This is a genomic window from Lysinibacillus sp. VIII_CA (genome assembly GCF_049943995.1).
Lineage (GTDB): Bacteria > Bacillota > Bacilli > Bacillales_A > Planococcaceae > Lysinibacillus > Lysinibacillus pinottii.
Window position 1 is genome coordinate 89,891 of record NZ_JBNFXM010000001.1, and the last position, 24,160, is coordinate 114,050.

Consider the following 24,160-nt stretch of genomic DNA (forward strand, 5'->3'; position numbering starts at 1 on the left):
TCTCGACTAGGTATTACTAAAAAAGAACTAGTGATATCTCGACAACCTATTACCTTTTTCTATTTTCCTTCCACCATTTCATCTCAAAAAAAAACCTCGAGTTCTTCACTCGAGGTTTAGTACAATTTATTTTGTTATATACATAGAACGCTGGCGGTCAATCCATTTACGCATTGTTGTAAATAATAACGCCATAATACCCGTTAATAAAATTCCTTTGACAATATTAAATGGTAAAATACCAGCGACAATCATTTTATATAGTGAATCACCTACAACAGGCTCCATTCCTAAAAAGTAAGTGTACATTGGTAAAAATACAGCATAGTTTAAAATACTCATTCCTACTGCCATCACAACTGTTCCCGTTGCTAAACCTCCAACAAGACCAGCAATTGTTTTAAAGCGATTAAAAATAAAGCTTACTGGCAATATAAATAAAATACCTGTTACAAAATTAGCCATATGCCCTACGGGAACGCCTGTTGGAGTGCCTGAGAAAATCCAATCCAACACATTTTTAAACAACTCTACTAAAATACCAGCTACAGGTCCCATCGTGATTGCTGCAAGTAAGGCAGGCATATCACTGAAATCCACTTCTAAAAATGCTGGGAATGGTGGAATTGGGAAATTAAAAAGCATTAATAAAAACGAAATACTGCTCAGCATGCCAATCGTAATAAACGATTGAAGTTTGACATTTTTCTTCATAGAAAGCTCTCTCCTCTTTGCTGATTCAATCTCGCAAGAAGAAAGGTGACGATCTTTCAATTGTTTCATGAAAAAACCCTTATGCGTTTAATAAAGCATAAGGGAGAAAGGCATAACGAATAAACGTCCTCATCAACTAATTTTTGAGCACCGTTAAATAAGCCATACAAAAAAGCGCTCGGTCATAGTTTATTTCATGACAATGAATGACGATCGTACCTTCATCTTCTCCCATCCAGACTTTAACTGTCGGCCTTGGAATTCCACCAAGTCAGCCATGCGAAAATTCGCACAGGTCGCGGGCTGAAGAGTTAAAAATAAATCAATCGAGCTAATGAATAAATTCACTAGCGATTTACCACTCTATTACCGCCGGTCGGGATTTTCACCCTGCCCCGAAGATGAATCATATTATTTTATACTACAGCTTTACTATAATGAATTATGAAGTAAAAGTAAATAGTTCTGCTCAAAAAAATCCGATTAAATTGCTATGTTTTATAAACAGTAAAGGCATTCCCGCTATATGGGAATGCCTCTCTTTTTTATTCTTCCTTCGACTATGGTAAAAATTGTTTATTTGGTCCCACTGGCTTTGGTAAATAACCCTTCAAATCAAACCCTTCCCAGCTTTCTTGCACAACATTATCTAAAAGTAGCTGCTGATTAAAGCTAGCAGCAGTCAACATCATGGCCTCAATTAATTGAGTTGCTCGTATTGGCTCCATAGATGTTAAATCAAGCGGAATATCAAAGGTAACAACTACACCTTCCTCTTGTTCTTTGACTGTGTATGTCACATTTTCAGGCACAACGGATGTATAGACATCATCATTTTTATTTTTCATCTGTGTAAGTGCTTCTGTAACTGTCTCAAAAGTTTGACGGAAATCTGGCGATAAATATTCTGCACCATTAGTATCTTGGTACAAGTAATAATTATAACGCTTGGCATTAGTTAAAGACATCGCTTGATTTGGCTCACCTTCTTGAGAAAACTCATAGGGTGTTCCATCTTCATTTTGTATTTCTACTTCGGAATATTCAGAGTCCGAGAAGGTATCTTCCATTGTGCCTTTGTATTCATTAACTGTAGCAGAGGCAACATCATAGTCATTTTCCTTTGGCAAGACATGGATGAGCTTATCATCCTTCTCCTTCAGCTCACCTTTATAAGGATGATACTCTGTAAACCCTTTAGCCTCCTCGTCAATTTGCGGAGCATACTTTTCATACATCCGTAAGGTAGAAGGCTTCTCTCCTCCAAAATCAGTAGCCACACGTTCATTTGGGATAACATACGTCATAGGAACACTTTCCGCATCGCGTCCTGCCAAACCAATACGGAAAACGACAGCATCCTTTACATCCTCCTCGTAGACAGAGGTACGTAAAGATAAAATGCGCTCATGCTCCGCGACAATACTTTTGGAATCCAGCATTTCATCCTGCGTTGCCGCTTCCTTTGCCGCTGAATCCTCTTGCATCGTAGAATACTGAGCTGTTTCAGGCATACTCGCTTGATCTTTTTGTTCACCTTGATTATTCTTCCATACTGTGCCAACGAGTATTGTTAGCACAAAGACTGCGGCTACACTCATAAAAATCTGCATATTACGTACCTTCGATTTTGTCGCAGGCTTTTTAATGATAGGATCTTCCTGTTGAGATGGTTCATCTTCTATAGGTTCTTGCATAGCTTCTTGAAGGTGGATATTATCTTGCAAGCGAGCATCTGCCATTAACCGATTTAATATATCTTCTTTCGAACGGTGGTCAGAAAGCTTAGGGGCATTGTTCAGTACATGTTCAAGCTGCTCATCATCAAATGGCTTATGTGTCATTGCCGTTTCGCCTCCTGTTCTCTGATCGGCTGTAGCTGTTGCCTTAAAAATTTAATGGCTCGATGCTGGGTTGTTTTTACCTTTGCTTCTGTCCAATCAAGTATTTGCGCCGTTTCTGCTATCGATAAATCCTGGAAATAACGCATAATAATGACCATTTTTTGGTCGCCAGTACAGTTTTCTAATACTGACGCTACTTGCATAAATTCATCACTGGCCTGTAGCATTTCCTCCGGTGATGGTGTGTTTGAATGGAGCTGTTCCGTTTCCCAGTCAAAGAAATCAAGCGAATGCTTCTGACGAACAGCTTGCTTTCTAAAATGATCAATCGCAACATTTTTGGCTATTGCAAAAAGCCATGTTTTCTCACTACTATTGCCTGCAAATTGATCATATGAGCGCAATACTCTTACATAAACCTCATGCGCTAAATCCTCAGCAAGTGTACGGTTTTTTACTAGATAGATTAGAAACTGGAACACGTCTTGATGATAGGCATCGTAAAGTCGATGGAACACGGAGTCATTCAATGCACTCCACCCCCGTTCTATATTATTTGTCGTCTTACTTTCGCAGAAGTTACAGCCAACTAATAACAAAACCCTGTTATTAATCGAACGGTAAATAAAATGTGAAGGTTGTACCTTCCTTAAGCACACTATCTACCATAATATTTCCTGAGTGTGCCTTTACAATATTTCGTGCAATGGCTAAGCCAAGTCCCGTACCACCCTTAGATCGAGTACGTGCCTTATCCGCTTTATAAAAGCGTTCAAAGACATAAGGTAAATCATCTTGAGGAATACCATGTCCTGTATCTTGAACAGAAATTTTAGCAAATGTTGGCTCCTTTTCTACTTTTACCGTGACAGACCCCTCATCTGTATGTCTTAATGCATTGTCGACTAAATTCGTGAGTACTTGCTCGATACGATCCTCATCTATATTAATCATAGCGTCGTCATTAAATTCACTATCGAATAGTAGATGAACATGCTTCTCTTTTGCCACCTGTGCAAATTTTTGAGTAATACGTTCAAATGTAGAATTAATCGGTAATTCATCTTTATAGAGCGTCATATGCCCCGATTCCATGCGTGCTAAATCTAATAAATCAGTGACAAGGCGACCCATTCGTTTGGATTCATCATAAATAATTTTTGTAATTTCATTACGTTCTTCCTGATCTTGAATAAAATCATCATCCATCAATGCTTCAGAATAACCTTGAAGCATGGCGATAGGAGTACGCAATTCATGAGAGACGTTCGCAATAAAATCAGATCTAAGTTTTTCTAGGCGATGTTGTTCTGTCATATCACGAATAACCGCGACTGCCCCTCGAATGATTTCTCCACTATAAAGAGGGCTAATTGTAAAAGTATAATAATTTCCATCCATTTCAATTTCCTCTTCTAGCTTATCCTCAAACATGAGTACATGGTCCAGCATATGATAAAGCTCTGGCGGTATTGGTTTAGCACTTTGTGAGCCTTTATTTACAAACCATTTTTGCATTAGACGTTCTGCTGGTGGATTACTTAATAATATTGTACGGTCACGATTAAACGTAATCACTGCATCTGTCATGGATGTCAAAATATTTGATAGCTGTTCATTTTCTTGATTGATAACCTCTAAATTATGCTTTAATTGACGACCCATTTGGTTGAAGGCAACTGCCAGCTGTCCAATTTCATCATTTTGAGTGGTAGGCATTTTTGCTTCAAAATTCCCCTTTGCAATTTCAAATGCCAGTTCACGCATTTTTCTAAGTGGTGAAGTTATACGAGAAGACAAGAAGAACGCAAAAAATGTCGTCAAGACAAATGCTATGAAAGCTGCCAAAAAGACAATTTTCGTCGTTTCCTTGGACGTTTTATGTAGAGCATCGGGGCTCTGATAGATGAAAACTGCTCCATGTACAGCATTTTCTACATTCAAGGGGAAGCCTAGCACTACATAAGATTCCATTTTCTCTGGATCTGTAGAGGAGGGCATCATCATTTCTTTAATAATGGGTTCGTCTGATTGAAAGACTTCACGGAAAGATTTATTCGCCAAAATGGTATCTTGAATTTTCTTTTTATTGACACCCTCTTGCATGGCAAAGGATACCTCTACATGGCTAATTGCAATTAGTGCATTGGTGCCTTTAGGTAAAATATCTTTTAATAGTTCCGAAGTCGATTCAGCTGTTTCATTGTCATCCACTATACTTGCCACAGTGGCAGCCGTTTGACGTAAAGATATTTCTGCTTGCTGCATGTGGTAGTTTTGAAGAAATTCAAGCATTAATACCGTGAAAACAAATAATACAAATGAAACGAGAAGCAATATGGTTACCCATAGCTTCCCGACAACACTATTCCATATTCTATTCATTGACAACCTCAAATTTATAACCAACGCCCCAAACTGTCACAATCATTTTAGCAGCGTTTTCAGAAACACGGTTGAGCTTTTCGCGTAAACGTTTTACGTGTGTGTCAACTGTACGTAAATCACCAAAGAAATCATAATGCCAAACTTCTTTTAGTAGTTGTTCACGGTCAAATACTTTGTCTGGCGATTTCGCTAAGAAGTAAAGTAATTCATACTCTTTTGGTGTTAAATTAACCTCAATGCCCTCAGCCGTTACACGGTGTGCATCATGATCGATCATCAAATGCTGGAACACCACTAAATCTTTTGAAGAGGATGCATTTGTCGTAGGTGAGAATGCCTGTGAACGACGTAAAATAGCCTTCACACGTAACACAACCTCACGAGGACTAAATGGTTTTACAATATAATCATCTGCTCCTAGTTCGAAGCCTTGAACACGATTAGCTTCCTCACCTTTAGCAGTTAATAAAATAATAGGTGTTGCTGCTCGTTCACGAATTTCTGCACACACTTCTAGCCCATCTTTTTCAGGCATCATAATATCAAGTAAAATACAGTGATATTCTTTTTCTAAAGATTTTTCGATCGCTTGTTCACCATTTTCTGCCTCGTCAACAAGGTAACCTTCTCGCTCCAGATACATTTTTAATAAGCGGCGAATACGATCCTCGTCATCTACTACTAATACTGAAATATTTTCTGACACTTTCACGATCCCTCTCTTCCAATCTTTCTCTAACTTCTATTGTACATGGTGTGACACATATTGAAAAGAAAAGAAAGCCTCTTCGCTACAGCGAAAAGGCTTGTTGTTTCACAGGTTATGCGTAGGAGTGTAAACCTGCAAGAATTAAGTTAACAGCAATTAAGTTAAATAAAATAATGCCGAAACCAATTAATGCTAACCAAGCAGATTTTTGACCTTCCCAGCCTTTTGATAAACGTAAATGTAGGAATGCCGCATAGAATAACCATGTAATAAGAGCCCATACTTCCTTAGGATCCCAACCCCAGAAGCGACTCCAAGCAATTTGCGCCCAAATCATCGCAAAGATTAAAGCGCCTAGGGTGAATACAGGGAAACCAATTAGCACTGAACGATAACCAATTTCATCAAGTAATTGTAAGTTAACACGCTTCACAAGTGGTTGGAAAATAGCACTTATTCGACGACGTGCAATTAAGCGAATTAATAAATAAAATACTGACCCTACTAATAATGACCAGAAGACAGTTGTTAATTTCTTCGCATTAATTAATGCTGGCATTTCTACGATTGGTGACATGCCATGCTCTTCAACCACCTCATACTCATTCATACCGAATACAGGTGGTAAATTGTAAATAATTTTACGCGTAGTTCCTTCTTTATCCACATAATTGTAGCTAGATTCATAATCCATTGCACTGAATGTAGATGTCACAGCGACAAACCCAACAACTACTACAAGACAGTACATAACGGCTTCTAACCAAAATCGCTGTTTAGAAGGCTTCGTTAAATCTACAACCTTTAATAAGTAAATAAGTCCAGCCACAGCACTGATCGCTAAAATAGATTGCCCTAATGCCGCTGTAATTACGTGAATTGTTAACCAATGGCTTTGTAATGAGGGCACTAATGGACTTACTTCTTTCGGGAACATCGAAGCATAAGCGATAATTAAAAGTGCTACTGGTAATGCTACTAATCCAAGTGCAGATAAACGATAAATAAAGTAAATTAAAATAAACGCACCAACAATGAACATACCAAAGGCAGTTGTAAATTCAAACATATTACTTACTGGCGCATGTCCAGTATAAATCCATCGTGTAATAAAGTAGGCAAGCTGTGATACAAATCCAATAATTGTTACCACAATGGCAAGCTTACCCCATTTACCCGTGTTTTTACCCGTAGCATTCCCTTGCTTAATGGAACCACCAAATAATAACGTCGCAACTAAATAAGCAATAAAAGCTACAAATAACAGGTTTCCACTTATGTCAATCAAACTCATAAGGTGTTGTCACCTTCCTTTTCTTTAATGCCACCATCCGTGGACTCTTCGCCAGCCTCTTCTTTCTCTAACTGATCTTTGTACGGAGGCAATGCAGCAAATGCTGTAACAGCATCTAAATCCTTCTTCATGCTGAACATATTTTTATTAACATGGGCAGCCATTAAAACACGGCCATCCGGCTCAACTTGAAGCCATAAACGACGGTGATTCCAGTATGATCCAATTACGACACCAATCATAAAGATAACTCCACCAACAAATAAGATAGGAATTGTACTATCTTTACGGACCGTAATACCTGACATATCACGCATCTCAGCAGCAGCAAATTTCATTCTATATTTATTTTCGCCCAGTGGTTCTAGTGGTGGCTGCATAATTTCCACAAAACTTACTTCGCCTTCTGGTGTTTCTGGCGTAGTCATTTTAAATAAAAATGCCGGATTATTTGGAATCGATGTTTTTGTTTGAGGTTCTCCATTTTCAAAGCCATCAAAATCTGGTGTATAAACTAGAATTTGCACGGAAGACCCATTACCTAAATCATATTCTTTTTTAGGATTTGTTAAATCAATTTCCACTTTACCAAGTGATTTTTCACTCGCCTTATTAATTAATTCAAAATTCATTTGCTTTAATTCATTCAGACGATAATCCATTTGATAAAGAGCGAAGCCATCTTCTTTTAATGGGTGATTGACACGAATCGAATAATCTTTAACTTTTTCTAAATTTTCCGTATCGCCAGGGATTGCATCTTTAGGCTGTTTGTAAAGCGTAATATCAGTTTGGAAGTTTTTAGCAACCACGTTAACACCCTGTTTTACTTGCTCTCCTTGAGGTTCATTATCGTGAGTTTCTAAAATAAAATCTTTGTTTTCAATGAAATAACCGTCCATGCCAGTAATAGCACGTGTCTCTCCCTCGCGGACCCATATTGATTCATCAACATAAAATCCTGGGATAAGACGTAACATAACCCCACTTAAGAAGATAATGAGACCGACATGGTTTATGTACGGACCGTAACGAGAAAAGCGACCTTTTTCAGCTAAGAGAGCGCTACCATCTCGACGAACAGAGTATCTCATTTCAGTCATTTTTTGAGCCACTTTATCAAGCGTCTCCTCTGCGTCAGCCTTTATTTGACCTTCACCAATAATACGTTGACGCTTCATAAAGCTTTCATGTCTTTTAACACGCTGATTCTTTAGTGATTTATAGAGTGGGATCCCTCGGTCTAGACTCGCTACAATAATTGATACAGCTAGCATACCAACTAAAATTTGGAACCACCATGAACTGTATAAATCTGAGAGTCCTAGCGTGTAATAAATTTTACCAAACGTACCATATACGTCAGCGTAATAAGCTCCCTTCTCTATATCAGAGGCTTTTACATAAAACTCTTGTGGTAGTAATGTTCCGATTGAAGCAGCAATTAATGTGATAATAATTAAAGATATACCAACTTTAACACTAGAGAAGAAATTCCAAATTTTGTCGATAATCGATTTATTATACGTTTTAGAACGAATGGCAGTACCGTCATAACGCATATCAACAACTTTATTTTGCTTCTCTTCTTCCGTTAAAGGACGACCACATTTCTCACAGAGCTTCGTGCCGTAAGGGTTACTATGACCACAAGCACAAATGATTTTTTCCATCGTCATTTACTCCTTATTTCGGCTTCACTAATTCCATGTACGAAGCAATATTTGCATCTGTCATTTCACCAGTAATAATTTTTACGACTTTTCCTTCTGGATCAATTAACACTGTAGCAGGTAGTTGACCTACGTTATAAGCAGTCATAACACTTTTTGTTTTATCAATAACTACCGGGAAAGACAATTTATATCGATCGACAAAATTCTGTACTTCAAAATCCGTTTGAGCGATATTAACCGCTAAAGTTTGTACACCTTGATCTTTAAATATTTGATACTGTCTATCCATCGCAGGCATTTCCTTTTCGCATGGCTTACACCAAGTTCCCCAGAAATTTAAAAATACCCCTTGTCCTTTATAATCCGACAATTTATGTTTTTCACCGTCTAAATCTACTAACGTGAAGTCAGGTGCTTCTGAGCCAACTGCTACTAACTCTACTTTTTCCTTTGTTGCTGTTCCATAAACCGTGTACCCGATTGCCAATGCTAATACTGCTAAAATGACCGTTCGTAGTACGAGACGCTTTTTCTTTTTCTCCAAGTTAATAAACCCCCTATCATTTACGACTTTGCGTAAACATTGTAGACATGAAGCTTTTTCCATTATAAAGACTTTAGCATAGAACTTTTTCAATTTATAAACGTCTTTACGTATGTAAAAACATCTATGAAAATTGTACGTCAACGATGTGTTAAGCTCTTCTGGCTAAAATGTAACTAGGCGTACTATTCTCACCTATTATAGCAAAATGATACAAAAACACTTAGCTATTAATTATGAATGATTTATGAACGATTTCACCAAAAAGAAAGTGAAAATAGTTTTTATTCCTTTTAAAGTATCCTCACTTTCTTCTGGCAAGTTCTTTTAATCCAGTTTCCCTGTTTCTGCTAACACACGCAATTGCTTGACTTCATGCTTAGACAATTCACGGAATTCACCTGGTGCAAGTCCGTATAAATCTAAAAAGGCAAATCGTTCACGTTTTAATTTGACAACTGGTGTACCAATAGCTTCAAACATACGTCGAACTTGGCGATTACGGCCTTCATGAATCGTAATTTCGCAAATTGCCTTGCCAGCATTTTCGTCAAAGGATGTCATACTTACTTTGGCTGGTGCTGTCTTTCCATCCTCTAATTTAATACCACGTTGAAGCTTTTTCAGACCTTCAATTGTTGGAATGCCTTTGACACGTGCGATATACGTTTTGTCAATTTTAAATTTTGGATGCGTTAACATATAGGAAAATTCTCCATCATTTGTTAATAGCAATAATCCAGATGTATCATAATCAAGACGACCTACTGGGAAAATACGTTGCGGAATATGATGAAATAAATCTGTGACAGTTTTGCGTCCTTTATCATCTGTCACGGCCGAAATAGTGCCACGTGGTTTATAAAGTAAGAAATAAACTTTATCTTCTTTTTCAAGCTTTACGCCTTCCACTTCAATTGTATCTGAGTTAGACACCTTTGTGCCTAATTCACGGACAACTATACCGTTCACTTTTACTTTACCTTCTACTATCAATTGCTCTGCTTTTCGCCTCGAAGCAACACCCGCATAAGCAATGACTTTCTGTAATCTTTCCATTTCTTCACCTCTAGTTTTCTTTCACATTAACAATTTCGTTGAAAATCGATTTCTCGTTCAATTGAATAGGGTTAATTTTCCCGCTAATCTGTGAAAATTATGTCATACTTTAGCGCAATATTAAAGAAAAACAAATTTCACAATCATTGTTGGAGTATTCGTAATAATTTTTCTTTAGCACATTTAGCAATAGTAGGAATAAAAATTTTATTTTACCCTTCTAGTAGTATACTCTTTTTACCAGTAAGCAAATCGTTTTTAAAAAAATGTTTATATGCTCTGTTTGCACTCTTATTTTGAACGTAATCAAGAGTAATTTTATATTTTTCCATTGCTACCCCAAGTTGCTAAGCTTTGATTAGATTAATTTTAAGGAAATAGATATTCTCGCATCATATATCCTTATTCAGTTCAACCGCTTATATAACAAAAAAATCAGCAAATCGTTTTTTCAACGATCCGCTGATTCAACTTTTACTGGTATTGCATAAATACGTTCTTCACCTAAAAAGATTGATAAGACAGCTTCCTGACGTTTTCTTGAAACGTGTAAAACTTGCCGCACTTGCTCTTTTTCCTCTTTATTTAATTGCAGGCGAACAGGCTCTTCTAATCGAATAGCCAATTTTTTATTAACGTTGTATTTGCCCTTCTTCACCACTGTTTCAAGATCGTAATCTCTCCACACTTGATTAGAAAAGCTTCGATGAACATTCCAATCATCCGATTCATTTAACGTGACAACAATACAGGTTTGCCCATCCTTTTGAAAGGCTGTTGCAAGCGTACGACCAGCTACCTTTGTAAAACCTGTTTTACCTGCATAGGCAACTCCAGTAGCAGATTTTAAAGAACTCACAGGTTGTTCTGTTTCATCATCAATTTCCGCAGCCATCCCTGAGCCTTCTCTTAATAGTCGATGCTTATTCTCCCATAGCATTCCGTTAACTGTATTCGCTTTATAAAGAACCGTTGAGGCAATTTTCTCAAATGTTTTATTTTGTAAAGCGACTCTTAGCATCTCAGCAGTATCTCTTGCAGAAGATAAATGCTCTTCATGATGTAAGCCAGAGGGGTTCATAAAAAACGTATTGGTAAGACCCGCAATAACGGCTCTTTCATTCATTAATTTGACAAAGCCTTCAACAGAACCCCCTACATGCTCTGCTAAAGCTGTCGCAGCATCATTGCCTGAACGAAGCATTAAACCATATAATAACGTTTCTACGGTTACCGTTTCGCCTGCCTGCAAATAAATAGAACTTCCCTCAGCCATGGCAGCCTTTGGTGAGATGACAACTTCCTCTTGCAAATCACTATTTTCGATAGCCACAAGTGCCGTCCAAATTTTCGTTAAGCTAGCAATTGGTAGCCGTTCATTACTATTTGAACCTATTAACACGCGACCTGTCTCTCCATCTAAGACCGCATAGCCACTTCCTCCTCTCGCAAAGCTTGATTGAGGAAGTATTACCATTAACACAATGATCATCAACATTATTAATCGAAATAACCGAAGCAACGAGCCACTCCTTATTCAATATGATAGGAAAGTATAGATTTATGTTGGTCGTTATGCATTATTCCTATACATTACTTTGCACCATTAAAAGCTTCTTGGAATTTGGTCATAAATAAATCGGTTTCTTGCTCAGTTTCTGCAAACTCCTCCTCTGGCAGAGGTGGCATTTCCTCTACACTGTTTAAACCAAAATAGTGTAAAAATTCTTTAGTTGTTCCATATAGGATAGCACGTCCAGTTCCTTCTGAACGCCCTACCTCTTTAATCAACCCTCTTGATACTAAAGTCTGTATAGGTCTTTCACATTTTACACCTCGTAAATCTTCTATAGCTACCCTAGTAATTGGTTGTTTATAGGCTACAATCGCTAAAACCTCAAGAGAAGCCTGGGATAAGGATTGTGCAGTTGGATTTTCTACCAATTTTTGAATAGTATCTGCTAAATCTGATTTTGTAATAAGCTGAAAAACGCCTGCCATTTCTTTCACAGTTATTCCTCTAGCTAAATCTTCCTCATAGACTTTTCGCAAGGCATCCATTGCCTGTACTATCATCTCATCTTGTTCACCTAACAGCTGAGAAAGTTGTTTAATTGTTAAGCCATCATCTCCGACAACGAACAATAAGGCTTCAATTCTACTCTGTAACATCAATGTTTTCGTCATTTTCCCATTCCTCCTTCTGTAAGGTAACTGTTAATTCTTCAAAGTTACCATCTTGCTCTACGATGACGACCTGACGTTTCATCAATTCAAGAAGGGATACAAACGTCAAAATAAGTGTCGGCTTATCTTCATAGGGAAAAAGCTCGAAAAATGATGCACGTCCACCTGTTAATCGCAAAGAATCTACAACCGAACGCATTTGATCCTTCACTGACCGTTCTTGCCTCGTTACTGTCGTTTTAAGCGGTTTCTTTAATTTCTTTCGACGCATCAATTTTTGAAATGCTCCAAGCATATCATAAATATTCACATTCAAATCAAACAAAGCCATTTGTTCGTCCGATGCTAAGCCGGTTAAATCAGCAGGTGGCCTTGTAAATACCTGCGCTCGATCTGTTTCAAGCTCTTGCAAATTGCTGGCAGCTTCCTTATATTTCTTATACTCGATTAATCGTTGCACCAGTTCCTCACGCGGGTCTGGGCCATCAACTTCCAATTCGGCATCTTCCATTTCGCCCTCATGAATAGGTAATAGCATTCGGCTTTTAATCGCTAGCAGTGTTGCGGCCATTACTAAATATTCGCTTGCTTCATTTAACTCCAATACTTGCATGGCATGTATATGGTCGATATATTGTTGTGTGATTTCAGCCATTGGGATATCATAGATATCAATTTCCAACCTGTGAATTAAATGCAATAATAGATCAAGAGGCCCTGAAAAGGCATCTAATTTTACTTCGTAAGACATAATTTTACCACCCTGAGATTCTATGTTCTTATAGTATAGTGGAAAGGAGTTCAAAATGCATCCACAGCATCATACTTTATTTATCGATTACTGCGCTTATTTTAATGGCAATCAGGATTTTTTTGAATGCCATGAAGTGCTTGAGGAATATTGGAAGGAAATCGCGCCTGGTGATAAAATGCACCCATTGGTTGGCTATGTACAACTTGCAACAGGCTTATACCATTGGCGGCGTGGTAATGATACTGGCGCTATACGAATTTTAGAAAAAGCACTTTATAATTTTCAACAAAATGAAGATCATATCTTTTTCCATGAAATTAGTTACTATCAACTCCTGACAGAAATAAAAAATTGTCTTGCCGCGATTCAAACAGGCAAGTCCTTTCATGCATTCCAGCTCCCCCTTTCACCTAAGTTGCTGGAATTAACAATAGCCCGTATACAAATTTTACCCTATAGTAACTCAAACTATCTTCTTCATAAGCATATGCTAAGAGATCGCTCACATATACTTGCAGAGCGACAAGAAAGTAAACAAAGAAAAGGTAGACGTTAATTTCCACTACGTGCACCGCTGGCGAAGATGTGCTGATTTCATCGCTTCCTTAGCTTCGTGACATCCTGAATTTCGATTCCCTCGCTTTTTCCGCAGGAGTCGGCTTTGTTTCAATCAACGAAACTTTTTGGATGCTAAACGCTGATAACCCAAGTACTATTCAAGGGATGAGACGTAGTCATTTAGAGTCGTTATCTCTACAGTAATTTACCAATTGAGAATGGCAAAAGCCATCGAGAGTGTGAATGCTCGATGGCTTTTGTCTACAGTATGTGCAGACGATGTTACTCGTCTGCTTTTTTTTCGATGCAATTGATACATTTTTGAACTAATTGACGTGTTTCATCTGTCGCGCGTACATTTTCATATTGACCTAGCACTCCTATTTCCTGAAGCATTTCCTTCGCAACACCCTCGCCTCTATAGGAAGGCACAACAGATACATGTTGGATCGTAGCAGTATTATTCTCATCTGTTACCAGCCCAACAATGCCAACGTATTCATCATTTTTTTTCCATAAGTATAAAACCCAGTTATCATCATTTTCATAGGAGTGGATGGTCTCGGTAAGCTTTTTTACGTCTTTTTCGTTCGGCATAAACGAAAGTAGCCCCATTGCTATTTTCTCTAAAGCTTTTTTATATCGAATTAACATATTTGTCTATTCCCTCTTTTTCTAGCTGTACATAATCTTTGACTATCCTACACGATTTGTACTTTTACCGCAAGCCAATTTCTGTCTTACGAACCAGGTCCGAGAATTCCTTTAGACGCCAACACCCAATAGACAATACCCCACAACACAATAAAAGTTGAAATGGATGCTAGTAATACCCATTTATTCTTTCTCAAATTTACTCACCCTTTTTTAAAGTTAGCGGGAGATCGTTTTGCACAATATCTTCATAACTTTCGCGGCGAATAGCTAATTGATGCTGTCCATTCTCTACAAATACAACAGCAGGTCTAGGAACACGGTTATAGTTACTTGCCATAGAATAACCATATGCACCTGTACAGAAAATGGCTAAAACATCACCTGAAGCTGCGTCTTGTAGTTTAGCATCAATAATTAATTTATCGCCAGATTCACATAATTTACCAGCAACAGTATAAATTTCATTTTTCGGTTCATTCGCTTTACTTGCAATGATTGCCTCATACTTAGCGTCATATAATGCTGGGCGGATGTTATCACTCATCCCACCATCAACTGCAATATATTTTCGCACATCTGGTACTGTTTTTTGTGATCCGATTGTATAAAGAGATGTTCCTGCATCACCGACAAGTGATCGACCTGGTTCAATCCAAATTTCTGGCATTTTTAGTCCAAGTACAGTTGCTTTGTTTTTCACTACTGTAATCATGTCCTCTACATATACTTGCGGTTCAAGCGGTGCATCTTCTTCAGTATAACGAATACCAAAGCCCCCACCTAAGTTTAACACAGTACATGTAAATCCGTGAGCCTTGTTCCAATCAGAAATTTTGTCAATCAATTTTTCTCCTGCTAACCCAAAGCCAGCAGTGTCAAAAATTTGTGAGCCGATGTGACAATGTAAGCCTAATAGCTCTAAGAATTCATGGTTAAATGTTTGTTGGAATGCCTCATCCGCTTGACCATTGTTTAAGTCAAAACCAAATTTTGAATCAGCTTGACCTGTCGTAATGAAATCATGCGTATGTGCTTCAACCCCTGGTGTAACACGTAGTAATATACGCATTTTTTGTTGGCGACGTTCAGATATTTCTTTCAAAAGCTGAATCTCATAGAAATTATCTACAACAATACAACCGATTTTGGAGTCAAAAGCTAGCTCTAATTCTGCAATGCTTTTATTATTGCCATGGAAATGAATGCGCTCAGCTGGAAAACCTGCTTTTATAGCTGTAAATAATTCTCCACCTGATACAACATCCAAAGATAGGTTTTCTTCTGCTGCTAATTGATACACAGCTACACATGCAAATGCCTTTGAAGCATAAGCTACTTCTGCTTTTACGCCTAGTTTTTTAAACGTATCGATAAAGCTGCGAGCACGCTTCCGAATAAGTGCAGTATCATACACAAAAAGTGGTGTACCGTACTCTTTGGCAAGCTCTAGTGTGTCTACCTGTCCAATTGTTAAATGACCATTCTCAGAAATCGCTTGTGTTCCATATAAATGCATGTGCATCTCTCCCTTTTCACTTCGTTCCATTCTGTCACTTTTACAGAAATATGGTAGGATCTACCCTATGGTAATAAAGTAGTCCCACCAAAAATTAATTTCATCCAGCTTCAAGTGGCCTATGTATAAAACCTCCCTTTTGCTGAATGAAAATAATTTTTGCAAAAATCACAAAATACTATATGTGAACTTTATCACATGAAAAAATCGAGTGCAACGGCTCCTATGATCTTTTTCGCTGTTTGGAAGCAACTACATAAGGTCTTAATGCATCTGCCGTCATTGGGAAACGAATAAGAACACGTAGCATCGCCATTGGGAAGAATGGGACAAGCGGCCAAAAATATGGTGCCTGCATTGGTCGTAATGAACATAAATACGTAAACACTAAGAATATGCCAATGAATAAACCATTAACGCCCCAAATACCTACCATAATCAATAAGAACAGCCTAAATATTTTTATGGAGATACTTAGCTCATAGGACGGGATAATAAAGATGAGAATAGCTGCAACCGCTGTATAGAGTACAACCTCTGCTGAGAATAGTCCCACATCAATCGCGATTTGACCAATAATTACCCCCGCAACCAAGCCCATCGCAGTAGACAGCGGTGTTGGGGTATGAATGGCGGCCATCCTCAAAAATTCAATACCAATATCTGCAATAAGTATTTGCAGTAATAAGGGTACATGCGATTTCTCCTGGGTCCCTAAAAAAGAAAGAGCCTCTGGCAGCAATGATTCATTTGTTGCAAATACATACCACAAAGGTAATAAAAGTAAACCCATAATAGCGCCGAAATACCGCATAAAACGTACAAATGTTCCAACTAATGGCGCCTGTCTATATTCCTCCGCATGCTGCAGTAAATGGAAAATTGTAATTGGCACAAGAATAACAGATGGTGAAGTATCTACCATTATGGCGATATGCCCTTCCAGTAAATGCGCCGCAGCAATATCTGGCCTTTCCGTGTAACGAACAAACGGAACTGGATGGAATTTTTGCTTAAACAGCCATTCTTCTAATGATTTATCAGCCATTGTTAAACCATCGTGGTTAATCTGGTCAAGGCGCTGTCGTAATTTTTCGAGCATATCTTCATTGGCAATATCCTTCATATACGCTATTGCGACGTCGGTTTGGCCGATTTTGGATATTTTATGTAGCTCGAAACGTAAATTACTATTGCGAATACGCCTACGAATTAAAGCCGTATTTTGAGATATTCCTTCTGTAAAACCATCCCTTGAGCCACGTATTACCTTTTCATTGTCGGGCTCCTCAGGGGAACGTCCTGGATAGTTTCTGAGCTCGGCAATGTAGCAATAGCCACTTTTAGTAATAAAGGTCACTTGCCCGCTTAAAATGGCTAATAAATAAGCTTTACGCTCGGTTTCCTCTGAACGTCCGTGAAAGTTAAAATAGGACTCAAAATACTCCTTCTCATCCTCCACATCGATGTCATAGTCCTCATCAGGGAGCATGTTTGAAAGTAATTGTGTTAGGGCTTCGCCATCCACAAGGCCACTAATATAGGCGCAAAGAACCGGCAAATCTTTGACAAATAAATGCTTAATCCCAACGTCAAATGATTCGCCGTCACCAAATTGCTCCTTAAGAAAATCTTCGGCTTCTTCTAAGCTGCTAAATAATTTATTTGTCATGCTGTCACCATTTTCTTAGATGTCTTTTTTTATTACTTCTTGCTCCACAGTTGCGCTTGTAGCCATCCAGCTTTTTAATTGAGCTAGAATTTTTTTCTCCAAACGGGATACTTGCACCTGTGATATGCCTAGCCTATTTGCAATTTCAGTTTGCGTGCAATCTGAAAAATACCGTAAATAAATGATAGACTGTTCTCTCGGTTCAAGCCTTGTAAGCACTTCTTTAAGGGGGATATAATCAAATGGTTGCTCGGATTTTTCATCCTTCATTTGATCCATCAATGTGATGGAATCTCCTTCACTTTCATACAATTGCTCATGTAGAGAGGCTGGATCTCTCAATGCATCTGATGCTGTCACAATTTCCTCGGTTGTCACACCAAGTACTTGAGCCAGCTCCTGAATCGTTGGCGGATGTTCATTCCTTTTAATAAATTCGTCTGTAGCATGTCGGATTTTAAAGTTCAGCTCCCGAATAGAGCGACTCACCTTCACCATGCCATCATCCCTTAAAAAGCGTTGAATCTCACCAATAATCATAGGTACTGCATAGGTTGAAAATTTAACATCATACGATAAATCGAACTTATCTACTGATTTCATGAGTCCTATGCAGCCTATCTGGAATAAATCCTCGAGCTCAACACCTCTCGTTGTAAAACGTTGAACAATGGACCATACAAGCCTCGTATTGCCTTCTACCATTCGTTTACGAGCCTCATGATCGCCCTGCTGTGCGCGTGCTATTAAATCACGCATTTCCTCCTGAGACAAAAGCTTTTCGGACGACTGTTCTAACGGCTTCACGATGATACCCTCACATTACCGCTGTCCGAACTGTGTAAAATTTCTTCGTAAATGTTACAGTTGTTCCTTCTCGCCACTTGGACATGACTGTTAGCTGATCAGAAAAACTGTCCATAATCGTAAAGCCCATACCTGAGCGCTCCATTACACTTTTTGTTGTAAATAACGGCTCCATTGCTTGACTCACATCTTCAATTCCTATCCCTTTATCCATTACAGACACCGTTACAACGTCATCTTCACGTTTAGCATGAACAGTGACAACACCCTTGCCATCCTCTTCATAGCCATGAATAATGGCATTGGAAACTGCTTCTGAGACAACTGTTTTAAATTCAGACAGCTCATCAATAGTTGGGTCTAATTGAGCAATAAAGCCTGTGACCGCAACACGGGCTAAGGCTTCATTTTCACTAAGTGCTAAAAAAGTTAATGTCATTTCGTTATCCATTTACAATCCCCCTTACGCGATCAATCGCTTGTTCCTCTGTTGCATCCATCATCCAAGGCCCTAAACCTGAAAATTGAAAAACTTTTCGCATGGTTGGCGATGGATTCAATAAAATAGTTCGCCCAGCAACTGCCTCTAACTCACGCATACGACCAAGCACTAAACCTACTCCCGAACTATCCATAAAAGATAGCCCTTCTAAGTTCCAAATGATGGTCGTCACAGTGCCTTGGAAAATTGCTGCAGAAATTTTCGCTCGAATTTGCTCTACTGCATGATGATCGAGCTCCCCAAATAAACGTATAACGACTGTCTCTCTTGTGACCATTTCTAATTGAAAATGCATGAACATCGCCTCCTCCTCGTGCAATTCCACATTTAATACGCTGAATCCTTGCGGTTGACAGAACTAGTGCAAAGTCTTCTGAAATAGTGTCAAATCGACATACTTATAGCTTTTTAGGTTTACGTGCAGTATGGGATAAGTGAACGTGTTTTAAACAAGCGGCAGTTATCTCAATATGAAATTTATACGAAATGTAAACATTTCATAGGTTTAATGGTGGAACAACAAAAAAACGAGAACCCTCGTCTGTGAGAGCTCTCGCAAAAGAAATTTTATACAATTGTATAGGCTTGCTGTATTTTAAGAATTGTATCTTGATTGATTTGGTTATTGGCATATAAATAAGCAATAATATCCCCATTTTTTACACGATCGCCTTTTTTAGCTACCAGTTGAATGCCTGCATCGTAATCAAGCGTGGATTCCTTTGTTAAACGTCCAGCACCTAGACTAACACTAGCTTCACCAACTAAAAGGGCATTAATCGTTTCCACAGTACCTTCCGTCACTGCCGCAACTGAAACTTTATGGGCCGTTTCATTTTGTACAATATCTGATACGTCCCCACCTTGTGCAACAATAAACTCCTCAAATTTCGCAGCCGCAGAACCATCTGCTAGTACGCGCTTAACTGCGGCAGTTGCTTCTGCTTCATCAACACCTGCGGCAACTTGATACATTAAAGAAGCAATGACTACACATTCATCTAGTAAATCCTCATGTGTTTCTTCCATACGACCACTTAATAATGCATAGGCTTCTAATACCTCAAGCTTATTACCAATCATTTTACCAAGAGGATTATCCATATCACTAATATGGGCAACGACTCTGCGTCCAAGTTTTTCCCCAATCGCTGTCATTGTATCAGCTAATCGCTGTGCTTCTTCTTGCGTTTTCATAAACGCACCTGAACCACATTTAACATCTAGCACAATACCATCTGCACCACTAGCGATTTTTTTGCTCATAATAGATGCAGCAATTAATGGGATCGAATCCACCGTGCCTGTCACATCTCTTAATGCATACAACTTTTTGTCGGCTGGTACAAGATTACCTGTTTGCCCAGCAACTGCAATTTTATGTCGATTGACATTATCAATGAATTCTTGTGAGGAAAGCTCTGTTTTGAAGCCTTGGATGGACTCTAACTTATCGATTGTACCACCTGTAATGCCTAGACCTTTACCACTAAACTTAGCTACCGGAATTCCTAGAGATGCAATTATAGGTGTGACTACAAGTGTGACTTTATCACCAACGCCACCTGTTGAGTGTTTATCAATTTTAAAACCCTCAATAGACGTTAAATCAATGACATCCCCTGATTCAATCATTGCTTTTGTTAAATAAAACGTTTCATCATCAGACATTCCTAGAAGTCGAATTGCCATTAAGAGTGAGCTTGCTTGATAATCAGGAATGGAACCTGCCGTATAGCCATCAACAAAATACTGAATGTCAGCTTGTGAGAGCTCTAATCCTTGTTTTTTCTTTTCAAACAATTGCACCATATTCATTCGAAAAACCCCCTATTTCAATTCTTGTAAGAAACTTTTACCAAATGCTGGTGCTTCTACTTGGAAGTTCTCAGCCACTGTAGCTGCAATATCTGCAAAAGTTTCACGAAGCTCTAGTTCAGCACCACCATTAAAACGTGGAGAATAGACAATTAACGGTACATACTCGCGTGTATGATCTGTACCGTGGAAAGTTGGATCATTTCCGTGGTCTGCTGTAATAATTAATAAGTCATCCTCTGACATTGCACTCGTAACTTCTGTCAGTCGCGCGTCGAATTCTTCCAATGCCTGTCCGTAGCCTAGTGGATCACGACGGTGTCCAAAATTAGCATCAAAGTCTACTAAGTTTAGGAAGCTCATTCCATGGAAATCACGGCGGACAACTTCAGCAAATTTGTCCATTCCATCCGTATTATTTTTAGTACGTACAGCATCTGTGACACCTTCACCATTGAAAATATCAGAGATTTTACCAATTGCAATTACATCTAAGCCCGCGTCCTTTAAGACATTCATCGTTGTACGACCAAATGGCTTCAGCGCATAGTCATGTCGATTTGAAGTACGGGAGAAGTCCCCTGGCGTACCTATAAATGGACGTGCGATTACACGACCGACTAAATACTCGGGCTGTAATGTTAATTCACGCGCAATTTCACAGATTTTATATAATTCCTCTAATGGTATAATTTCCTCGTGTGCAGCAATTTGTAATACCGGATCAGCTGATGTATAGACAATAATTGCTCCAGTTTCCATATGCTCTTTACCGAAATCTTCTATAACCTGCGTACCACTCGCTGGTTGATTGCAGAGTACTTTACGACCCGTACGTTTTTCTAGCTCAGCAATCAACTCTGCAGGAAATCCATCAGGATACACCTTAAAGGGCTTATCAATATTTAACCCCATAATTTCCCAATGCCCTGTCATCGTATCTTTCCCAACAGAAGCTTCTTGCATTTTCCCATAGTATGCTTTCGGCTCGTTTGTCGCTTGCATTCCTTGCAGCGGCTCAATATTTGCCAAACCCATTGACTCCATTACTGGCATTGTAAGCCCATTCATTTTTTCAGCGATGTGTCCTAATGTATGTGCTCCTACATCGCCAAAATTTGCAGCATCTGGCGCTTCACCAATACCTACAGAGTCCATTACAACGACATGGATTTTGTTAAACGGTTTATTCATCATTATTGCCTCCAATCTCATGATTCTATTTTACCAAAAAAATGCGAAAAATAAAGGTCAGACATCCGACCGAAAAAAATTTTCTGAAATTTTTAAGCACGTGGATGAAATTGCTTATATACTTCCGATAATCTTGTTTTACTAATATGTGTATAAATTTGCGTTGTTGAAATATCTGCATGACCTAGCATCTCTTGTACAGCACGTAAATCAGCCCCATTTTCGACTAAATGAGTAGCAAAAGAGTGACGCAATGTATGTGGTGTTAACTCATGTTGGATGCCTGCCTTTAAAGCATGCTCCTTCATTAATTTCCAACAACCTTGTCTTGTTAAACGTTTCCCTCTTTGATTAATAAAAAACGCATCAGTTTTTGGATATTTTCCCTGTAATTGACCACGAGCATTATTTAAATAGGTACTTATGGCTGATAAAGCACTTTTGCCAAGTGGAATGATTCTTTCTTTTCCACCCTTCCCAAATACGCGAACAAATCCCATTGTTAAATGAATGTCTGCTAAATCTAAGGCTATAAGCTCACTGATTCGCATACCCGAACCATATAATAGTTCCAGCATCGCTAAATCACGGATACCTTGTGGCTTACTTCTATTCGGCGCAGTCAATAAGGCTTCGATTTCCTCTATAGATAAAATTTTCGGTAATTTTTGCTCAATTGTTGGCATTTCTAAATGGACCGTTGGATCTGATTCAGCACGCTTTTCTCGTAGTAAAAATTGGTGAAAACTACGAATAGATGAAATATGGCGAGCAATCGTACGGCTTGTCTTCCCCTGTACGCGTAGTTGCTCTAAATGTCGTAGTATGGTCGTTCTTTCTATATGGTTAAAATTAGCCATACCCTCTGCATTTTGCAAAAAATTTACATAGCTTTCTAAATCTCGGCGATAGGATGCTAATGTATTAACAGATAATTGCCGTTCCACTTGGATAAAATGGATATAATCCTCTACTGCGTATTGAAATTCATTCATCACAACGCCCCCTCACTGTCAATTATTTTCTATTTTAGCATGGCTATTAGAAATGTGCTAAAGCCCCCTCCATTCGACATAAACCAACGATAATAAGGATGATTATTTCATAAAAAAACAAAAAACTGCCCGATTTAATCTATACTAGAGATTAAAACAGACAGCTTTTCGTTAATTTTCTTCATTCGATTCGTCGTTTTTATCATGACAGCGCCAGCATATGCCGTGGAAAGTTAGTCGGTGATCCTTTATGATAAAGTTCCAACGCTTTTCAACAACGGCTTCCACATCTTCAAGTAAATCTTCTTGAATTTCATCAACAGCTCCACATTCAATGCAAACTAGATGATGGTGGAAATGGGCAGCTCCCTCTTGGCGTAGGTCATAGCGCGACACGCCATCGCCAAAGTTGATTTTGTCGACAATTTTGAGCTCAGTTAATAATTCTAACGTTCTATAAACAGTCGCTAGACCAATCTCTGGTGCTTTTTCTTTTACTAAAAGATATACATCCTCAGCACTTAGGTGGTCTTCTTCGTGCTCAAGCAAGACAGCAACTGTTGCTTCTCGCTGCGGCGTCAGCTTGTAACTAGCACTATGCAACTGTTTTTTTATACGATCAATTCGGCTCTCCATGTGACGCCCCCCTAAACTCTTTCCATTATACCAAAGGAGTAAATCCTATTACAAGATAGTGAATAGATTTCTAACACGCTTTTACTTTTTTATCTGATCACAATCTCTGTCTATTAAATCCATCATTTTAACACATATGAAACAACAATAAACTCAGCAACTATTATGATGAAAAATGCGATAAAATTCAACAAAATTGTCCGACCAGATACTTGTTTCCCGATTTTTCGCTTTGACCAAGCGGGTACAAGTAAATTGCATAGGACTAGCAACAATATACAATAGATAAGCTGAAATGGAAACCACCAAATCGTATAAAGCCAAAAAGCTTCAAGTTTTTGTAATAAAAATACAGAACTAAAGCCAAAAAAAGTTGCACGCATGGCTACAGTTACACGTACTAAAATTTTTAACACACTGTGAGTTGCTAGTATTAATACAAGACCTATGGAAATGGCAACAGGAAGCACTAAATGAAAAATCGAATGCCTGTCCCCATCAGCTAAACGAGGTTCTATAAATAAAATAAACGGTTCCGCTTTCGATCCACCAAAAATATGAAAGAAAATAACGCCACAAACAAAGCTAACTGCAATGATGGAAGCGTGATAAAATATAGACACCGTACGAGACATA

24 protein-coding genes and 1 riboswitch are annotated in these 24,160 nt (G+C 38.5%); of the genes, 1 reads left to right on the plus strand and 23 read right to left on the minus strand.

The window, feature by feature from the left end:
- Nucleotides 1-126: 126 nt before the first annotated feature.
- The 12 genes from ACP3VS_RS00495 to ACP3VS_RS00550 all read right to left on the minus strand — a co-directional run bounded on the left by ACP3VS_RS00495 (nt 127) and on the right by ACP3VS_RS00550 (nt 13,166).
- Nucleotides 127-714, minus strand: coding sequence for an ECF transporter S component (locus tag ACP3VS_RS00495; protein WP_031419122.1), 588 nt, complete (start codon nt 712-714; stop codon nt 127-129).
- A gap of 219 nt (nt 715-933) precedes the next feature.
- Nucleotides 934-1,121: riboswitch (FMN riboswitch) on the minus strand.
- A 153-nt stretch (nt 1,122-1,274) separates the two neighbouring features.
- Nucleotides 1,275-2,558 (minus strand): hypothetical protein, encoded by a 1,284-nt coding sequence (locus tag ACP3VS_RS00500; protein ID WP_012293424.1) that lies wholly within the window; start codon nt 2,556-2,558, stop codon nt 1,275-1,277.
- A complete protein-coding gene (sigX, locus tag ACP3VS_RS00505) occupies nt 2,555-3,088 on the minus strand; it encodes an RNA polymerase sigma factor SigX (protein ID WP_031419120.1) in 534 nt (177 codons plus the stop codon). Before sigX ends, ACP3VS_RS00500 begins: the two co-directional genes overlap by 4 nt.
- Before the next feature lie 79 nt (nt 3,089-3,167).
- A complete protein-coding gene (locus ACP3VS_RS00510; RefSeq protein WP_031419119.1) occupies nt 3,168-4,943 on the minus strand; it encodes an ATP-binding protein in 1,776 nt (591 codons plus the stop codon).
- The gene (locus ACP3VS_RS00515; protein ID WP_004232215.1) at nt 4,936-5,652 is read right to left on the minus strand and encodes a response regulator transcription factor; all 717 of its coding nucleotides are present in this window, start codon (nt 5,650-5,652) and stop codon (nt 4,936-4,938) included. The genes ACP3VS_RS00510 and ACP3VS_RS00515 overlap by 8 nt, the downstream gene beginning before the upstream one ends.
- Nucleotides 5,653-5,767: 115 nt before the next feature.
- Nucleotides 5,768-6,949, minus strand: a complete 1,182-nt coding sequence (gene ccsB, locus ACP3VS_RS00520) for a c-type cytochrome biogenesis protein CcsB (protein ID WP_012293421.1) — start codon at nt 6,947-6,949, stop codon at nt 5,768-5,770.
- The gene (gene resB, locus ACP3VS_RS00525) at nt 6,946-8,622 is read right to left on the minus strand and encodes a cytochrome c biogenesis protein ResB (protein ID WP_426388289.1); all 1,677 of its coding nucleotides are present in this window, start codon (nt 8,620-8,622) and stop codon (nt 6,946-6,948) included. The genes ccsB and resB overlap by 4 nt, the downstream gene beginning before the upstream one ends.
- Nucleotides 8,623-8,635: 13 nt before the next feature.
- Nucleotides 8,636-9,169 (minus strand): thiol-disulfide oxidoreductase ResA, encoded by a 534-nt coding sequence (gene resA, locus ACP3VS_RS00530; protein WP_012293419.1) that lies wholly within the window; start codon nt 9,167-9,169, stop codon nt 8,636-8,638.
- A 327-nt stretch (nt 9,170-9,496) separates the two neighbouring features.
- Nucleotides 9,497-10,228: a pseudouridine synthase gene (locus ACP3VS_RS00535; RefSeq protein WP_012293418.1), complete on the minus strand. Its 732-nt coding sequence runs from the start codon at nt 10,226-10,228 to the stop codon at nt 9,497-9,499.
- Between the two features lie 451 nt (nt 10,229-10,679).
- Nucleotides 10,680-11,726, minus strand: coding sequence for a D-alanyl-D-alanine carboxypeptidase family protein (locus ACP3VS_RS00540; RefSeq protein ID WP_426388371.1), 1,047 nt, complete (start codon nt 11,724-11,726; stop codon nt 10,680-10,682).
- A gap of 95 nt (nt 11,727-11,821) precedes the next feature.
- Nucleotides 11,822-12,415 (minus strand): SMC-Scp complex subunit ScpB, encoded by a 594-nt coding sequence (gene scpB / locus ACP3VS_RS00545; RefSeq protein ID WP_031419117.1) that lies wholly within the window; start codon nt 12,413-12,415, stop codon nt 11,822-11,824.
- On the minus strand, nt 12,387-13,166 hold the full coding sequence (locus ACP3VS_RS00550) for a segregation/condensation protein A (protein WP_031419115.1): 780 nt from the start codon (nt 13,164-13,166) through the stop codon (nt 12,387-12,389). Before ACP3VS_RS00550 ends, scpB begins: the two co-directional genes overlap by 29 nt.
- A 55-nt stretch (nt 13,167-13,221) precedes the next feature.
- Between ACP3VS_RS00550 and ACP3VS_RS00555 the strand changes: the two genes are divergently transcribed.
- Entirely contained in the window at nt 13,222-13,725 is a 504-nt protein-coding gene (locus ACP3VS_RS00555) for a DUF309 domain-containing protein (protein ID WP_031419114.1), read from the plus strand.
- Nucleotides 13,726-14,009: 284 nt separating this feature from the next.
- Here ACP3VS_RS00555 and ACP3VS_RS00560 read toward each other — a convergent pair whose 3' ends face one another.
- The 11 genes from ACP3VS_RS00560 to ACP3VS_RS00610 form a co-directional block, all read right to left on the minus strand.
- Nucleotides 14,010-14,381, minus strand: coding sequence for a GNAT family N-acetyltransferase (locus ACP3VS_RS00560; protein ID WP_099805078.1), 372 nt, complete (start codon nt 14,379-14,381; stop codon nt 14,010-14,012).
- 199 nt (nt 14,382-14,580) lie between these two features.
- Nucleotides 14,581-15,900: a diaminopimelate decarboxylase gene (gene lysA, locus ACP3VS_RS00565; protein ID WP_031419110.1), complete on the minus strand. Its 1,320-nt coding sequence runs from the start codon at nt 15,898-15,900 to the stop codon at nt 14,581-14,583.
- A gap of 223 nt (nt 15,901-16,123) precedes the next feature.
- Entirely contained in the window at nt 16,124-17,572 is a 1,449-nt protein-coding gene (locus ACP3VS_RS00570; protein WP_012293411.1) for a spore germination protein, read from the minus strand.
- A 15-nt stretch (nt 17,573-17,587) separates the two neighbouring features.
- Nucleotides 17,588-18,331 carry an RNA polymerase sporulation sigma factor SigF gene (gene sigF, locus ACP3VS_RS00575; protein WP_206700923.1) on the minus strand — a complete coding sequence of 248 codons (744 nt, stop codon included), beginning with the start codon at nt 18,329-18,331 and terminating at the stop codon, nt 17,588-17,590.
- A 58-nt stretch (nt 18,332-18,389) separates the two neighbouring features.
- The gene (gene spoIIAB, locus ACP3VS_RS00580) at nt 18,390-18,830 is read right to left on the minus strand and encodes an anti-sigma F factor (protein ID WP_031419108.1); all 441 of its coding nucleotides are present in this window, start codon (nt 18,828-18,830) and stop codon (nt 18,390-18,392) included.
- Entirely contained in the window at nt 18,823-19,176 is a 354-nt protein-coding gene (spoIIAA, locus tag ACP3VS_RS00585) for an anti-sigma F factor antagonist (RefSeq protein ID WP_025114066.1), read from the minus strand. The genes spoIIAB and spoIIAA overlap by 8 nt, the downstream gene beginning before the upstream one ends.
- Before the next feature lie 272 nt (nt 19,177-19,448).
- The gene (locus ACP3VS_RS00590) at nt 19,449-20,699 is read right to left on the minus strand and encodes a thymidine phosphorylase (RefSeq protein WP_012293408.1); all 1,251 of its coding nucleotides are present in this window, start codon (nt 20,697-20,699) and stop codon (nt 19,449-19,451) included.
- Between the two features lie 12 nt (nt 20,700-20,711).
- Nucleotides 20,712-21,893, minus strand: a complete 1,182-nt coding sequence (deoB, locus tag ACP3VS_RS00595) for a phosphopentomutase (protein ID WP_031419107.1) — start codon at nt 21,891-21,893, stop codon at nt 20,712-20,714.
- A 92-nt stretch (nt 21,894-21,985) separates the two neighbouring features.
- Complete coding sequence (xerD, locus tag ACP3VS_RS00600; RefSeq protein ID WP_325881203.1) at nt 21,986-22,888, minus strand: site-specific tyrosine recombinase XerD; 903 nt, start codon at nt 22,886-22,888, stop codon at nt 21,986-21,988.
- 171 nt (nt 22,889-23,059) lie between these two features.
- The gene (locus ACP3VS_RS00605; RefSeq protein WP_008174639.1) at nt 23,060-23,524 is read right to left on the minus strand and encodes a Fur family transcriptional regulator; all 465 of its coding nucleotides are present in this window, start codon (nt 23,522-23,524) and stop codon (nt 23,060-23,062) included.
- A 122-nt stretch (nt 23,525-23,646) separates the two neighbouring features.
- Nucleotides 23,647-24,159: a hypothetical protein gene (locus ACP3VS_RS00610; protein ID WP_031419104.1), complete on the minus strand. Its 513-nt coding sequence runs from the start codon at nt 24,157-24,159 to the stop codon at nt 23,647-23,649.
- Between the last annotated feature and the right edge of the window lies 1 nt (nt 24,160).

Excerpts from the sequence above, each read along its gene's own strand:
- ACP3VS_RS00535 (WP_012293418.1), bottom strand. The coding sequence starts at position 10,228 with ATGGAAAGATTACAGAAAGTCATTGCTTATGCGGGTGTTGCTTCGAGG.
- ACP3VS_RS00610 (WP_031419104.1), bottom strand. The coding sequence starts at position 24,159 with ATGTCTCGTACGGTGTCTATATTTTATCACGCTTCCATCATTGCAGTT.
- ACP3VS_RS00605 (WP_008174639.1), bottom strand. The coding sequence starts at position 23,524 with ATGGAGAGCCGAATTGATCGTATAAAAAAACAGTTGCATAGTGCTAGT.
- ccsB (WP_012293421.1), bottom strand. The coding sequence starts at position 6,949 with ATGAGTTTGATTGACATAAGTGGAAACCTGTTATTTGTAGCTTTTATT.
- xerD (WP_325881203.1), bottom strand. The coding sequence starts at position 22,888 with ATGAATGAATTTCAATACGCAGTAGAGGATTATATCCATTTTATCCAA.
- ACP3VS_RS00540 (WP_426388371.1), bottom strand. The coding sequence starts at position 11,726 with ATGTTGATGATCATTGTGTTAATGGTAATACTTCCTCAATCAAGCTTT.
- spoIIAB (WP_031419108.1), bottom strand. The coding sequence starts at position 18,830 with ATGGATAACGAAATGACATTAACTTTTTTAGCACTTAGTGAAAATGAA.
- deoB (WP_031419107.1), bottom strand. The coding sequence starts at position 21,893 with ATGAATAAACCGTTTAACAAAATCCATGTCGTTGTAATGGACTCTGTA.
- ACP3VS_RS00500 (WP_012293424.1), bottom strand. The coding sequence starts at position 2,558 with ATGACACATAAGCCATTTGATGATGAGCAGCTTGAACATGTACTGAAC.
- ACP3VS_RS00495 (WP_031419122.1), bottom strand. The coding sequence starts at position 714 with ATGAAGAAAAATGTCAAACTTCAATCGTTTATTACGATTGGCATGCTG.
- ACP3VS_RS00510 (WP_031419119.1), bottom strand. The coding sequence starts at position 4,943 with ATGAATAGAATATGGAATAGTGTTGTCGGGAAGCTATGGGTAACCATA.
- ACP3VS_RS00590 (WP_012293408.1), bottom strand. The coding sequence starts at position 20,699 with ATGAATATGGTGCAATTGTTTGAAAAGAAAAAACAAGGATTAGAGCTC.
- ACP3VS_RS00560 (WP_099805078.1), bottom strand. The coding sequence starts at position 14,381 with ATGTTAATTCGATATAAAAAAGCTTTAGAGAAAATAGCAATGGGGCTA.
- resB (WP_426388289.1), bottom strand. The coding sequence starts at position 8,622 with ATGGAAAAAATCATTTGTGCTTGTGGTCATAGTAACCCTTACGGCACG.
- ACP3VS_RS00550 (WP_031419115.1), bottom strand. The coding sequence starts at position 13,166 with ATGTCTTACGAAGTAAAATTAGATGCCTTTTCAGGGCCTCTTGATCTA.
- ACP3VS_RS00570 (WP_012293411.1), bottom strand. The coding sequence starts at position 17,572 with ATGACAAATAAATTATTTAGCAGCTTAGAAGAAGCCGAAGATTTTCTT.
- spoIIAA (WP_025114066.1), bottom strand. The coding sequence starts at position 19,176 with ATGCATTTTCAATTAGAAATGGTCACAAGAGAGACAGTCGTTATACGT.
- lysA (WP_031419110.1), bottom strand. The coding sequence starts at position 15,900 with ATGCATTTATATGGAACACAAGCGATTTCTGAGAATGGTCATTTAACA.
- ACP3VS_RS00555 (WP_031419114.1), top strand. The coding sequence starts at position 13,222 with ATGCATCCACAGCATCATACTTTATTTATCGATTACTGCGCTTATTTT.
- scpB (WP_031419117.1), bottom strand. The coding sequence starts at position 12,415 with ATGACGAAAACATTGATGTTACAGAGTAGAATTGAAGCCTTATTGTTC.
- sigF (WP_206700923.1), bottom strand. The coding sequence starts at position 18,331 with ATGCGTGATTTAATAGCACGCGCACAGCAGGGCGATCATGAGGCTCGT.